The 12,952-nt window shown below is 70.5% G+C and carries 11 protein-coding genes and 1 pseudogene; 6 read left to right on the top strand and 6 right to left on the bottom strand.

The genetic code is table 11. The annotated features are described in order from the left end of the window. Nucleotides 1–31: 31 nt before the first annotated feature. Together BLQ75_RS07700 and BLQ75_RS07695 are read right to left on the bottom strand one after the other, a co-directional pair. Nucleotides 32–712 (bottom strand): LON peptidase substrate-binding domain-containing protein, encoded by a 681-nt coding sequence (locus BLQ75_RS07700; RefSeq protein ID WP_170837387.1) that lies wholly within the window; start codon nucleotides 710–712, stop codon nucleotides 32–34. A gap of 156 nt (nucleotides 713–868) precedes the next feature. Continuing rightward, nucleotides 869–1,504, bottom strand: a complete 636-nt coding sequence (locus BLQ75_RS07695; protein ID WP_211481248.1) for an NUDIX hydrolase — start codon at nucleotides 1,502–1,504, stop codon at nucleotides 869–871. Nucleotides 1,505–1,708: 204 nt separating this feature from the next. Between BLQ75_RS07695 and nadA the strand changes: the two genes are divergently transcribed. From nadA to nadC, 3 genes are read left to right on the top strand one after another with little or no spacing between them, the layout of a single operon-like run. Next, nucleotides 1,709–2,785: a quinolinate synthase NadA gene (nadA, locus tag BLQ75_RS07690; protein WP_092600019.1), complete on the top strand. Its 1,077-nt coding sequence runs from the start codon at nucleotides 1,709–1,711 to the stop codon at nucleotides 2,783–2,785. Then, nucleotides 2,782–4,386 carry an L-aspartate oxidase gene (locus tag BLQ75_RS07685; RefSeq protein WP_092600017.1) on the top strand — a complete coding sequence of 535 codons (1,605 nt, stop codon included), beginning with the start codon at nucleotides 2,782–2,784 and terminating at the stop codon, nucleotides 4,384–4,386. The genes nadA and BLQ75_RS07685 overlap by 4 nt, the downstream gene beginning before the upstream one ends. Further along, nucleotides 4,383–5,270, top strand: coding sequence for a carboxylating nicotinate-nucleotide diphosphorylase (nadC, locus tag BLQ75_RS07680; protein ID WP_092600014.1), 888 nt, complete (start codon nucleotides 4,383–4,385; stop codon nucleotides 5,268–5,270). The genes BLQ75_RS07685 and nadC overlap by 4 nt, the downstream gene beginning before the upstream one ends. Before the next feature lie 197 nt (nucleotides 5,271–5,467). Here nadC and BLQ75_RS07675 read toward each other — a convergent pair whose 3' ends face one another. The 4 genes and pseudogenes from BLQ75_RS07675 to BLQ75_RS07660 form a co-directional block, all read right to left on the bottom strand. Then, nucleotides 5,468–6,745, bottom strand: a complete 1,278-nt coding sequence (locus BLQ75_RS07675; protein WP_092600011.1) for an amidohydrolase — start codon at nucleotides 6,743–6,745, stop codon at nucleotides 5,468–5,470. A 330-nt stretch (nucleotides 6,746–7,075) separates the two neighbouring features. Further along, nucleotides 7,076–7,731 (bottom strand): annotated as a pseudogene (locus BLQ75_RS07670) (maleylpyruvate isomerase N-terminal domain-containing protein). Nucleotides 7,732–7,852: 121 nt separating this feature from the next. Next, nucleotides 7,853–8,200 (bottom strand): VOC family protein, encoded by a 348-nt coding sequence (locus BLQ75_RS07665; protein WP_092600008.1) that lies wholly within the window; start codon nucleotides 8,198–8,200, stop codon nucleotides 7,853–7,855. Between the two features lie 142 nt (nucleotides 8,201–8,342). Continuing rightward, on the bottom strand, nucleotides 8,343–9,134 hold the full coding sequence (locus BLQ75_RS07660) for a carbon-nitrogen hydrolase family protein (protein ID WP_092600005.1): 792 nt from the start codon (nucleotides 9,132–9,134) through the stop codon (nucleotides 8,343–8,345). 129 nt (nucleotides 9,135–9,263) lie between these two features. Here BLQ75_RS07660 and BLQ75_RS07655 point away from each other — a divergent pair, with 129 nt between their 5' ends. The 3 genes from BLQ75_RS07655 to BLQ75_RS07645 are packed head-to-tail and all read left to right on the top strand — an operon-like array spanning nucleotide 9,264 to nucleotide 12,776. Then, entirely contained in the window at nucleotides 9,264–10,853 is a 1,590-nt protein-coding gene (locus BLQ75_RS07655) for an ABC transporter substrate-binding protein (RefSeq protein WP_211481227.1), read from the top strand. Then, entirely contained in the window at nucleotides 10,850–11,860 is a 1,011-nt protein-coding gene (locus BLQ75_RS07650; RefSeq protein WP_244515314.1) for an ABC transporter permease, read from the top strand. Before BLQ75_RS07655 ends, BLQ75_RS07650 begins: the two co-directional genes overlap by 4 nt. Then, nucleotides 11,853–12,776, top strand: coding sequence for an ABC transporter permease (locus tag BLQ75_RS07645; RefSeq protein ID WP_092599998.1), 924 nt, complete (start codon nucleotides 11,853–11,855; stop codon nucleotides 12,774–12,776). The genes BLQ75_RS07650 and BLQ75_RS07645 overlap by 8 nt, the downstream gene beginning before the upstream one ends. The last annotated feature ends 176 nt before the right edge of the window (nucleotides 12,777–12,952 follow it).

The following is a 12,952-nucleotide window of genomic DNA, read 5'->3' as shown; positions in this document are numbered from 1 at the left end:
CCGCCGGGTCCTCTCGAGATCGGAGCCGAGTTCAGTTCGTTCCCGCGTGTTCGGCGAATTCGGACAGTTGGGCGGGTACCGCGCGAAGTCTGCGCACGAGCTCGGTCTCCCGATTGAGCAGCGAACGGATCGTGCGCATCCGCGCCACCGGGTCGGTCTCGGCGAGCAGGTGCTGTCGGTCCTCCGGGGTGAGCACGCAGTTCTCGGCCAGGGAATAGGGGAGCTCGGCGAAGCCGGTGTCATCGTCCGGGGTGGTGGTGCCCTCCACCTGGAGCCCGGTCGCCAGGTAGCGCTCGTGCGCGGCGCGGGCCGAGGTCGCCAGCCTCTCCCGTAGCTGGTCGGAGTCCTGCTGGGGAGTGCTGTCCGGCAGCCATTCCACGCGGGCCATCAGGTAGGGAGCCGCCTCGGTGTCCAGTTGCAACAGCCGGAAACGGTGCTGTCCGGTACTTGTGGTGTCGTAACGTCCCTCCGGGAGCTGCTGCACCTCGCCCAGCCGGGCGGAGCACCCGATCTCGTACATGGCGTCGACGTTGTCCTCGCCGACCTCCCAGCCCTGCCGGATTCCGACCACGCCGAACCGTCGGCCGGGGACCACTTCGTTGACCAGATCCAGCACGAGCTGCCGGTAGCGTGCCTCGAAGATGCGCAGCGGGAGCGAGGCGCCGGGCAGGAGTACGGTACCCAGCGGAAACAGCGGTAGCGTTTCAGTCACGTTCCCAACCTACTCGTCGCCTCGCTCCGCTGACCAACCGAAGGCGTGATCCTTCGGTGCCACGGGACGGAGACGACCGACCGGTGCTCCGCCGGAAGGCACGGGTGCCCGTCCGTTCACGACCGAGTCCCGCGCGCAATCCGGGACGGAGGCGGTTCACCCGGGTGGCCGCAGTACCGCGAACCGGTCCGTGATCTGCAGATCACGCGAGGTGAACCGGAACAGCGCCGGTGGGCGGCCTCCCGACGGGCCTGCCGCCACGGTCTCCCCGGTCGCCTCCAGCGCGCCGCGCCGGGAGAGAACCCGCTGCAGGTTCGTGGCCGAGACCCGGTACCCCAGGGCGGCCGAGTAGATGTCGCGTAGTTCGGAGACGGTGAACTTCGGCGGAGCCAGGGCGAAGCCGATGTTGGTGTAGGACAGCTTGGACCGGAGACGTTCTCGGGCGGTCAGCAGGATCGTCTCGTGGTCGAACGCCGTCTCCGGCAGTGCTTCGATCGGGTGCCAGGCGGTGTCGCCCGGCAGCTCCGGATCGGTGTCGCAGGGGACGAGGCCGAGGAAAGCGGTGGCCACTACGCGGTTGCCCGGCACTCTCTCGGGGTCGCTGAACACCGCGAGCTGTTCCACGTGTGTGAGCTCGCGCACGTCGACCTTTTCGGCGAGTTGTCTGCGTATGGAGGATTCCACCGTTTCGTCGGAGTGGAGCCTGCCGCCCGGGAGTGCCCAGCGGTTCGGGTGGGGAGGTCTGGCTCGCTGCCACAACAGCGCCTTCAACGCCCCCCGTCGCACCTGCACGACCCCCGCGAGTACCTCGTGGCCCGTGGTGTGGCTCGTATCGCGCTCCCGGTGCTCCGGCGGCGTGTTAGTATTGGACACGTTTTCGATCCTAAGACGAAAACCCTGGTTGCGAAATCAGGAGTTCGACAACCCGGTGATCACCGGGCCCTGCGGGGAGATCGGCGTGGTGGGCTCGCCACCCGCGCCGGTGAGGAGGAGGACATGGCCGCTACAGCAGCCACTGTCGGTGGCGACGGCAACCCGGCCGGACTCGACACCGCAGCCCTGCGGCGCACCGAAGACGGCTACACGGGGATTCCCGGCGACGCGGCGTGGGCGGCCGAGATCCGCCGATTGGCCGAGCGGCGGGACGCCGTGTTGCTCGCGCACAACTACCAGCTTCCCGAGATCCAGGACGTCGCCGATCACACCGGTGACTCGTTGGCGCTGAGCCGCATCGCCGCCGAGAGCACCGCGAGCACGATCGTGTTCTGCGGTGTGCACTTCATGGCGGAGACCGCCAAGATCCTCAGCCCGGACAAGACGGTGCTGATCCCGGACGAGCGGGCCGGCTGCTCACTGGCCGATTCGATCACCGCCGAGGACCTCCGCGCCTGGAAGGCGGACTTCGTGCGCGCCGGTGAGCCCGAGCCGGTGGTCGTCTCGTACGTCAACACCACGGCCGAGGTCAAGGCCGAGACCGATGTCTGCTGCACGTCCTCGAACGCGGTCGAGGTCGTGCGCTCGATTCCCGAGGACCGTCCCGTGCTCTTCTGCCCGGACCAGTTCCTCGGCGCGCACGTCAAGCGGGAGACCGGCAGGGAGAATCTCCACGTCTGGGCGGGCGAGTGCCACGTCCACGCGGGCATCAACGGAGCCGAACTCGCCGAACGCGCGGGTGCCGACCCGGACGCGGAGCTGTTCATCCACCCGGAGTGCGGCTGTGCCACCTCGGCGCTGTACCTGGCCGGGGACGGAACGGTGGACTCCGATCGGGTCAAGATCCTGTCCACCGGTGGGATGCTCGACGCGGCGCACCGGACCGGCGCCTCCTCGGTGCTGGTGGCCACCGAGGTCGGAATGCTGCACCAGTTGCGCTCGGCCGCTCCCGAGGTGGACTTCAGAGCGGTCAACGACCGTGCCTCCTGCAAGTACATGAAGATGATCACACCGGCCGCACTGCTGCGCTGCCTGACCGACAACGCCGACGAGGTGCGCGTCGCGCCCGAAACGGCTCGACGGGCTCGCTCGGCCGTGGAGCGGATGATCAGCATCGGCCAGCCCGGTGGTGGCGAATGACCTGGCACGCCGGTGCGGATCTGCTGGTCGTGGGGACCGGCGTGGCCGGGCTCACCGCCGCGCTGCGCGCCCGTGAGCTCGGTCTGCGGGTGCTGGTGGTAAGCAAGGAGAGCGTCACCGTCGGCAACACCGAGTGGGCGCAGGGCGGTATCGCCGTCGTACGCGAGGAGGAGCGCGATTCCTCCGACAGCGTGCGGCGGCACGTGCGGGACACGCTCGAAGCCGGTGCCGGGCTGTGTTCCACCGCCGCGGTGAACACGATCCTCGGGGACGGCGCGGCGGCCGTGAGCCGGTTGCGCGCGGCGGGAGCGCGGTTCGACGGTTCCCCCGCCGGCACCCTGTCGCGCACTCGCGAGGGCGGTCACAGCGCCTTCCGGGTGATTCACGCGGGGGGTGACGCGACCGGCGCGGAGGTGCAGCGCGCACTGGTGGAGGCAACCACGACCGAGGGTGTCCCGGTACTGGAGAACCACTGCGTGGTCGAGCTCTCGCACACCGAGTGGGGGGCGGTGGGAGGCGCGCTCGTGCTCGACCACGCGGGCAGGCCCGGTCTCGTGCAGTCACCCGCCGTCCTGTTGGCCACGGGTGGGCTGGGTCAGCTCTACCGGGCCACCACGAACCCCGCGGTCGCGACCGGCGACGGCATCGCGCTCGGACTGCGTGCCGGGGCCGCCGTGGCCGATCTGGAGTTCGTCCAGTTCCACCCGACCGTGTTGCACACCTCCTCGACCGAGCGGGGTAGCCGACCGCTGATCACCGAAGCCGTCCGGGGTGAGGGAGCGGTGCTGCTCGACGTCCACGGCGAGCCGGTGATGGCGGGCAGGCATCCGATGGGGGACCTGGCTCCACGGGACGTCGTCGCGGCGGCGATCAACGAGAGGCTCGTCGAGACCGGTTCCGACTCGGTCCGCCTGGACGCCACCGGCTTGGGCAAGAGCTTCGTCGAACGCTTCCCGACCGTGTACGCGGCCTGCCGGGACGCCGGGATCGACCCGCTGGTCGACCCCATCCCGGTCACCACCGCCGCACACTACTCCTGTGGCGGGATCATGTGCGACGTCGACGGCAGGACCGGCGTCACCGGCCTCTACGCCGCGGGCGAGGTCGCACGGACCGGATTGCACGGGGCCAACAGGCTCGCCTCCAACAGCCTGCTGGAAGGTCTGGTCCTCGGCAGCCGCTCCGCCGAGGCCGTGCTGCGCGACCTCCGTGTCGGCGCGCTGCGCCGGGGACCGGTGACCTCCGAACGGCTGCCCGCGGCGGCCGTGGTCGACCGCGCCTGGCTGCGACAGCTCATGAGCAGGCACGCCGGTATCGGACGTCACGCCGACGGGCTGCGAGAGGCCCGCTCCGGACTGGACACCGCTGCGGTGGTCCGTCCGCTGCGGACTCGCGAGGCCGTGGAGGACGCGGCGCTGGGACTCACGGCCCACGCGCTGCTCGCCGCCGCATCGGACCGGACCGAGTCGCGCGGTTGCCACCGGCGCTATGACCACCCCGCCACTGACGACCTGCGGTGGAGGCGGCCCAACCCGTTGCGGCTGGACGTCTCCGGCTGGTTGATCCGATCCACCCCGGAGGAAACGAGGGAAGTGGCTTGAACCTCTCCGAGGACACCGTCCGGAATCTGCGCACCGCCGGGCTGGATCCCGCCGAGAGCGAGGTCCTGGTGCGAGCGGCGTTGGCGGAGGACCTGCGTTACGGGCCCGACGCCACCACGAGGGCGACCGTACCCGCCGAGGCGGTGGCCACCGCCGGGTTCAACGCACGGCGAGCCGGTGTGGTGGCCGGGTTGCCGCTGGTGCTGGCTGTGCTGGACGAGGTGGTGGGAGCGGACGGTTACCAGGTGGTCTCGGCTGTCTCCGACGGTGACGAGGTCCCCGCGGGAGGGTGCGTACTCGCAGTGCGAGCCCCGCTGGGCGCGCTGCTCACCGCTGAGCGGACCGCGTTGAACCTGCTGTGCCACCTGTCCGGGATCGCGACGTCGACGGCCGCCTGGGTCTCGGCGGTACGCGGCTCGGGCTGCGTGATCCGGGACAGCCGCAAGACCATCCCCGGCATCAGACTGCCGCAGAAGTACGCGGTGCGCTGCGGTGGCGGGAGCAACCACCGACTCGGCCTCGGTGACGCGATGCTGGTCAAGGACAACCACGTGGCCGCGGCCGGCTCCGTGACCGCTGCCCTGCGATCCTGCCGGGAGCACGCGCCCGAACTGGAGCTGGAGGTCGAGGTGTCCGACCTCGCCGAGCTCGACGAGGTGCTGTCGGAGAGCCCGGCCCTGGTGTTGTTGGACAACTTCGCGCCGAGGGACTGCGCCGAGGCGGTTCGGCGTGCCGCCGCGAGGTCGCCCAGGACCGCGTTGGAGGCATCCGGGGGCCTCACCCTCGACGTGGCACCGACCTACGCCGCCACCGGCGTGCACTATCTGGCCGTCGGCGCGCTCACCCACTCCGCCGAGGTGCTGGACATCGGGCTGGACATGTGACCCGGCGTCCGAAGCGTCGGGGTTCGTCCCTCGTCCCGAAGGGGCCGTCGACGCCCGCGCGGTTCCGGGAGCCGGCGCGGCGTGCGCGTCCGTGGGACGCGGCCTGGTTCCGGTCCTGCCCCTGGGCGGCCTGAGCCGAACCGGTGGAAGGTGTCCTCCGCCGGGCGCGTCCTCGGCGGAACCGCGCGGAGCCGCTCCTACCCGGTCCGCAGGAAGGTCAACATACCGACCACCGCCGCCTCCACCATCCTGGACAGCGTGGGTTCCAGTACCGGTGCGAACAGCGGCGAGTGGTTGGACGGGAACTCGGTCGAGGCGGTTCCGTCCGCTTCGGCACGGGCGCGTTTCGCCGGGTCGTCACCGCCGATGAACCAGTAGCAGTACGGCACGTCGATGCTGTCGCCGAGCAGGCCGAAGTCCTCGCTTCCCATGAGCAGCCGGCCGGGCTCGACGTCGCAGCTCTCCCGGAACCGCCGCAGCGCCCCCATGGCGCGTTCGGTGACGACCTCGTCGTTGACCAGGGCGGGAAACGTCGACAACTCGGTGATCAGCGGTTCGGGAGCCCCCGAGGCAGCGGCCTCGGCATCGATGACGCGCCGCAGCGCGGTGAGTACTCCGCTCCGCTGTGCCTCGTCCAGCGTGCGTACGTTGACGGTGAACATCGCGGAGTCCGGGATGACGTTCTCCTTCGTACCGCCGGACATCCTGCCGACGGTGACCACCGCCGAGTCGAGCGGGTCCACCTCGCGCGCCGTGATGCTCTGGATTCTGGTGATGGTGTGGGCTACCTGCACGATGGGGTCGATCGCGGTGTGCGGCTGTGAGCCGTGCGCCCCGCGTCCGAACATCGTCACCTGCCAGGAGTCGGAGATCGAGGCGGAGACACCGGTCCGGTACCGTACCGAACCGGCCGATCCGGGCGTCACGTGCTGGCCGAGTAGCACCTCGGGGCGAGGTGCGCTCTCCCACAGACCGTCGGTGATCATCCCGGCCGCTCCGGCGGCGGTCTCTTCGCCGGGCTGGAAGACCAGCACCACCGTGCCGGCCCAGACGTCCCGCGTCCCGGCGAGCAGCGTCGCACTCGTCAACAGAGCCGCGGTGTGCGTGTCGTGGCCACACGCGTGCATGACGGCGGTTTCGGTGCCGTCGGGCAGGGTTCCCGAGACCGTCGAGGCGTATTCGAGGCCGGTTCGCTCGGCGACGGGCAGTCCGTCGATGTCGGCGCGGAACGCCACCACCGGGCCGGGACCGTTCTCGATGACCCCCACCACACCCGTCGTGGCACACCGGAAGGTGGGGATGCCGAGCCGGTCCAGGTGGGACTCGATCAGCCGTGCTGTCTCGTACTCCCGCATCGACAGCTCGGGAGCGGCGTGCAGGGTCCGGTAGGTCCGGTGCAGCTCGGGCCGTAGTTCGCCCAGATCGGCGAGCACTCTTTCGGCGCTGCGGTGGGTGGCGGTCTCGGGGGAGTTCACGCGGTCACCTCGGTTCCTTCGGTGCTGCTTCGGGGATCGGACCCGCCGCGCGGGAGTACCGGCAGCACCACGGCCGCCGGTGCGCGCCACGTCGCGGGACGGACGGAGGTGGACGACACCAACGGTACGACGAACACCCCGGCTGCGCCGCGACGCGGCGCGCACCCGCTGTTGTGGACGTGGTGCGCCGGCGGGAGCGGAGGTCGGGGTGGCCGGGACGCCGCGCGGGCCGTCGGTGCTCGTGGTGTGGGACACCAGCGTGAGGGGTGAACTCCCCTCGGTCGGTTCCGGTCCCGCCGGGACGGAGACCGGCGCCGTCCGGCCGGGCGATCACCCCAGGACGAACGGCAGCCTCGTGGCCAGCTCGCCCAGCTCCGCCCGCTCCGCGTCGGTCGGGAGTCGCCGACCCGTGCCGAGCAGCAGGGCGTCGGTGTCGGACAGCGCGGTGGGCAGCGGTGTTCCTGCGATACTCTCCAGCGTCTCGCGAGTCCTGGCCAGCCCCTCGGGCGGTGGGCCGGGCACGTGAGGGAGATGGGCGATCAGGTCGAGGTGGTGCAGCGTCCACTCCACGACGTATGCCGCCAGGTAGTCACCAGCGGTGAGAACCTCGTCGCGTGTGCTCACACGTGCGGCGGGATCGGCGAGCTCGGCCGCGCGACCGGCGGCGGAGCCGATGTCGTCGAGGTGGAACCGCAACAGCCACGGTTGCCCGTACGCGGCGGCCAGCCGTACGGTCAGCGCGTCGAGCGGGTCGTCACCGGTCGGCGGGGTTCCGGTGACTTCCCAGTAGGTGACGGTGTCACGGGTCGGCTCGGCCTCGGCGGGTGTCACCAGGGTGATAAGCCCGTCCTGGGCGTCGATGATCAGGTGGCAGGCCAGGTCCGAACCAGCCAGCCGGTGCAGCCGGACGGCATCGCGAAATCCTCGTCCGACAGGTCGATGACCGCCGTGCGTAACGCCGTCCAGCAGCGTGAGAAGAGATCCACGGCCGGAAAGGTATTGCCCCGCCGGAGGCCCCGCAAACGGTTTTCGACGCGTGATCCGTTCGTCCGGTACGTCGGTCACCGGCAGCGCTCCTCCCTCGAACGTGGCGGTCCCGACGGCGGGTCACAGGTGGCTGAGCACGTTGATCACCCGGTCGTTGGGGTCACGGACGAAGAAGCGGCGCACTCCCCAGTCCTCGTTCCGCAGCGGGTGGACGATCTCCGCGCCGTTTTCCAGCATCGCGGTGTGGACCGCGTCCACGTCGTCCACCTCGACGCTCAGGTCCGGTACGACAGTCGCGGTCTCGTCGTGGGTCATGAAGGTGACCTGGGCCGTGGGATTCGTGGGGGAGGCGAGCGTCATCACCCAGCCGTGGTTCATGACTTCCTCGAAACCCATGAGACCGTAGAAGTCCCTGCTCTCCGCCATGCTCTCCGAGTGGATGTCGGGCATGGCTCGGCGGATGGACATGATCGGCTCCTCGTCGTCGGGGTGTGGGGGCCTTCGCGGATTCTCGCCGTCGCGGCCCGCCTCCCGCCACAGTGGACACGGCGGTGGATTCGGGGCGCTCCGGCTTCGACGGCCAGGGGCGGCTGGTGCTCTCCGGTGACGTTCAGAACTTCCGGTTGGCCAGCACCGGAATCTCCTCCCGGGCCCGTTCGGCGCGCTCGGGTTCGATGTCGGTGATCAGTACGTCCGGTTCGGCCTCGAGCTGGTCGTGTATCACGCCGTAGGGGTTGACCACGGTGCTGTACCCGATTCCGGTGGGGGCCTTGGCCGCGGGCTCCCGCCCGATGCTGCGCGGATCGGCCTGTCCGCAGGCGAGTACCCACGAAGTGGAGTCCAGCGCCCTGGCGCGGGTGAGCAGTTCCCACTGCTCCCGCTTGCCCGTTCCCGCTCCCCACGAAGCCGCGGTCACCAGCACCGAGGCGCCGCGTTCGGCCAGGGTGGTGAACAGTCCGGGGAAGCGGACGTCGTAGCAGGTCGTCAGTCCCACGGTGGCGCTCGGCAGCCGCACGGTCAGCGGCTGCTCCCCGGGGGAGACGGTGCGCGATTCGGCGAAGCCGAACGCGTCGTAGAGGTGGATCTTGTCGTAACGCGCCCGCGTTTCCGGCCCGGTCACCAGCAGCGTGTTGCTCACACGGCCGTCGTCGGTGGGGGTGAACATGCCCGCCACGACGGTGATACCGGCATCCTCGGCGAGCCTGCCCACCTCACCCGCCCACGGGCCGTCCAGCGGTTCGGCCAGTGGTGCCAGCGGGACCCCGAAACAGGCCATGGTGGCTTCCGGGAAGACCGCGAGCTCCGCGCCGGCCTCGGCGGCGCGTCGTACTCCTCCCGCCACGAGCTCAAGATTCGCGTTCGGGTCCGATGTGGACGCGATCTGACACAGCGCGACGCGCACTTGGTCCTCCCGTGATGGCCTGACTGCGCGCTCATCCTCCCACGAGTGGTGGATTCGCGACGAGTGAGTCCGGGTAGGCAACGTCTCATCTTGTTGCCATTCGGTTGCAGCAGTTTCTAGGGTTCTCCCGTGCTGAACCGGCGTACACTGATCACCTCCTCCATGGCGGCCCTCGCCGTGGCGAGCACCTCCTGCGCGGCCCCCAGCGGAACCGGCGGGGGCGATCCCGCGAACATGCTGCTGGCCGACGGGTACGAGCCGAGCAGCCTCAACCCCCTGCTGGGCTACGCTCGCTGGGGAGCGGCCAAGTTCTACGACGGACTGCTCGCCTTCGACGGCAACGGACGACTGCGCCCGGCGCTGGCGGCCGAGCAACCCCGCCCCTCGGACGACGCGCGTACCTGGACGGTGCGGCTGCGTCGCGGGGTGAAGTTCCACAACGGCGAACCGTTCGGCGCGCGCGACGTGGTCGCCACCTACCGCGCCGCCATCGATCCGGCCTACGCCGCCACGATCAGTTCCGGGCTGTCGATGCTCGACGAGGTCGAGGCGGTGGACGAGCACACCGTACGGTTCCGGCTCAACGTTCCCTACGCCGCTTGGCCCGCCCGGATGGTGATGGGCATACTTCCCGCGTCCGCCCTGGCCGAAGCGATACCGCAGGAACGCTCCCCGCTCAACACCCAGCCGGTCGGCACCGGTCCCTACCGGCTCGCGGAGTGGCGGCGCGGGGAGCGGATGGTTTGGCGCGCGAACCGGAACTACTGGGGTGGTACCCCTCGGATCGGCGAGATCACCGTCGTGTTCGCCACCGACGACAACACCCGTGCGCAGCGGGTTCAAGCAGGCGAGTTCGACGGCACCGTACTGCCGCCCCTGCTGGCCGAACGCGTGGGCGGCGGCGCCTATCGCACCGTGCACCACGACACCGCCGACTACCGGGCCATCACCCTGCCCGCAGACCACCCGGTCACGGGTGATCCCGCTGTGCGGATGGCGCTCAATCTGGCGGCGAACCGCTCCGAGATGGTCGACAGCCTGCTCGGTGGGCACGGCGAGCCCGCCTACACCCCCATCCCACCGTCGATGGAGCGGTTCCACGAGCCCGAGGCGAGGTTGGAGTTCGACCAGCGGCGGGCTCGCGAGATCCTGGAGGAAGGGGGCTGGCGGAGCGGTTCGGACGGCATCCGGACCAGGAACGGCACTCGCGCGAGCTTCACCGTGATGTACTTCGCCGACGACACCCTTCGCAAGAAGTTCGCCCAGGCCTTCGCCTCGGACGCGGGCAAGGTCGGGGTGCGGGTCGAACTGGCCGGAGTGGACCGCACCGAGGCGGCCGAACGCATCGGCACCGACGCGATCGTGCTGGGCGGCGGCACCCCCCTCGACCCCGACCCGCAGATGTATCCCGGGCTGCACTCCTCGATGATCGGCACCGGCACCTACCGGAATCCGGCCAAGTACCGCAACAGTCGGGTGGACGCGGCGCTGGACGCGGGGAGGAACACCGTGGGCGAGGCCGAGCGGGCGCGGCACTACAAGGAGGCGCAACGCGCCTACGTCGAGGACCCGGGGCTGGTCTACCTGGCGTTCATCCAGCACAGCTATGTGGTGCGTACCGGCGTCTGGAACGGTTACCAACCCGTCGTGGAACCGCACACGCACGGTACGACCTGGGGGCCGTGGTGGAACGTCGAGGACTGGACACCGAAGAAGTGAGCGGTCGAGCGTCACCTCCCGGCGGTCGGGGGCGGGCGACGGCGGTGGCCGGGCTGGTCGCGCGTCGGATAGTGCTGGCCGTGCCCGTGCTGCTGTTCGTCTCGTTGGCCGTGTTCCTGCTCGCCGCGGCCTCGCCGTTCGATCCGATCCACCAGTACTACGGGGTCCAGATCTTCGACGCGTCCGCGGCGGACGTGGCCCGGGTACGGCAGCAGCTGGGGCTGGACCGTCCGGTGCCGCTGCGGTTCCTGGACTGGCTGGGCGGAGTCCTCTCCGGTGATCTCGGGGTGTCCCGCTCGATGCGTCGACCGGTCGCCGATGTACTGGCGGAGCGCCTGCCCTGGACGCTGCTGCTCGCGGGCTGCGGGCTGGCGCTGGCCGTGGTGTTCTCGCTGTTCGTCGGCACGCTGGCCGCCTGGCGCCAGGGAGGATGGCTCGACCGGTTGATCACGGCGCTCGGCCACGCCCTGGAGGGCATTCCCCCCTTCGTGGTGGCGCTGCTGGCGATCGCGTCGTTCTCGCTCGGGCTCGGCTGGTTGCCGGTGGCCGGGCTCACCGACGCGGGCAGCGCGCTCGGTCCGGCCCAGGTGGCCGAGCACCTGGTGCTTCCGGCGGCGGTGCTGGGGCTTTCGCAGAGCCCCTGGCTCGTGCTGCACGTCCGGCAGTCACTGCTGGCCGCCTTCACCGAGGACCACGTCACCGGTGCCCGGGCGAGAGGACTGCGCGAGCGCGTCGTGGTGCTGCGACACGCCCTTCCGACGGCGCTGCTGCCGTTCGTGACGCTGATCGGCGCTCGTGTTCCGGAGCTGGTTACCGGGGCGGTTCTGGTGGAGGAGGTCTTCTCCTGGCCGGGGGTGGCCTCCGCCGTGGTCACCGCAGCGCGAGCGGCCGACTACCCGCTGCTGACGGTCCTGACACTGTTGGCCACGGCCGCCGTGCTGCTCGGCTCCCTGCTGGCCGACGTGGCGGCCGTACTACTGGATCCGAGGGTCTCCGCCGATGGTTGAGCTCGACTCCCACGACACCACCGCTGGCGAACACCGCTCCTGGCGCAGCGCCGCGCGCGTGCGTGCCGGAACCGCGCGTGGCACCGGTGGTGCCGCGCGGGCGCGGCTGCGTCTCGGCGCGGCGGTGAGCGTGCTGGCCCTGCTCGTGCTGGCGGCGCTGCTGGTGCCGACGTTGTCCAGTGCCCCCGGCACCGTGGACTACCAGGCCGTTCGCCTGTCACCCGGTCCCGAGCATCCGTTCGGTACCGACACCTCGGGAAGGGACCTGTTCGTCCGCTCCCTCGCGGGACTGCGGGTCTCCCTGTTGGTTGCCGTGGTCAGCACCGCCGTGTCCGCGCTGCTCGGCACCGCTGTGGGGGCCGTCTCGGGTTCCCTCGGCGGTTGGGCGGACCGGCTGTTGATGCGAGTGGTCGACGCGGTCAACGCCGTGCCGCACCTGCTGCTGGGGATCGTGATCGTCGCGCTCTACCAGGGGACGGTGCTCGCCGTTGTGCTGTCCATCGGTCTGACCCACTGGGCCACAGTCGCGCGTGTGGTGCGTTCCGAGGTCCTCGGCCTGCGCAACCGCCCCTACGTGGACGCGGCCGTCTCCTCCGGGGCGGGACGCTGGTGGGTGCTGCGCAAGCACCTGCTTCCCGCGATCGTGCCTCAAGCGGCGTTGTCCGCCGTGCTGCTGGTGCCGCACGCGGTCTTCCACGAGACCGCGTTGAGCTTCCTCGGACTCGGGCTGCCGCCCCACCTGGCCAGCATCGGCAACATCCTCTCCGACGGCAGGGAGGGAGTGCTGCTCGGTGCCTGGTGGATCGTGGCCTTCCCAGCCGCGCTGCTCGTGGCCACCACGCTGTCGGTCTCCGGCATCGCCGCTGTCTGGCGCGATCGCGTGGTTCCCACCCGCCGTTCCGAACTGGCGCTGTGAGCCGCCGGTGCTCGACCCGATTCCCCGATCGAACGTCCGGCCGGTGCGGGACACCGCCCGGACCCCGCCCGGACCCCGCCCGCCCCTTCGACCCGTTCCGGCGGACCGGCGACACCGTCCGGCGCCAGGAGACGATCCTGATGGAGTGATCATCGGTGCAGGAACCACCACTGCTG

Source organism: Actinopolyspora xinjiangensis (assembly GCF_900104475.1).
GTDB classification, from domain to species: Bacteria; Actinomycetota; Actinomycetes; order Mycobacteriales; family Pseudonocardiaceae; genus Actinopolyspora; species Actinopolyspora xinjiangensis.
This window is presented reverse-complemented; position numbering and strand designations above follow the sequence as displayed.

What these genes read in the sequence shown, in the direction of transcription:
- nadA (WP_092600019.1), top strand. Translation starts at nt 1,709, where the DNA reads ATGGCCGCTACAGCAGCCACTGTCGGTGGCGACGGCAACCCGGCCGGA.
- BLQ75_RS07685 (WP_092600017.1), top strand. Translation starts at nt 2,782, where the DNA reads ATGACCTGGCACGCCGGTGCGGATCTGCTGGTCGTGGGGACCGGCGTG.
- BLQ75_RS07665 (WP_092600008.1), bottom strand. Translation starts at nt 8,200, where the DNA reads ATGTCCATCCGCCGAGCCATGCCCGACATCCACTCGGAGAGCATGGCG.
- BLQ75_RS07645 (WP_092599998.1), top strand. Translation starts at nt 11,853, where the DNA reads ATGGTTGAGCTCGACTCCCACGACACCACCGCTGGCGAACACCGCTCC.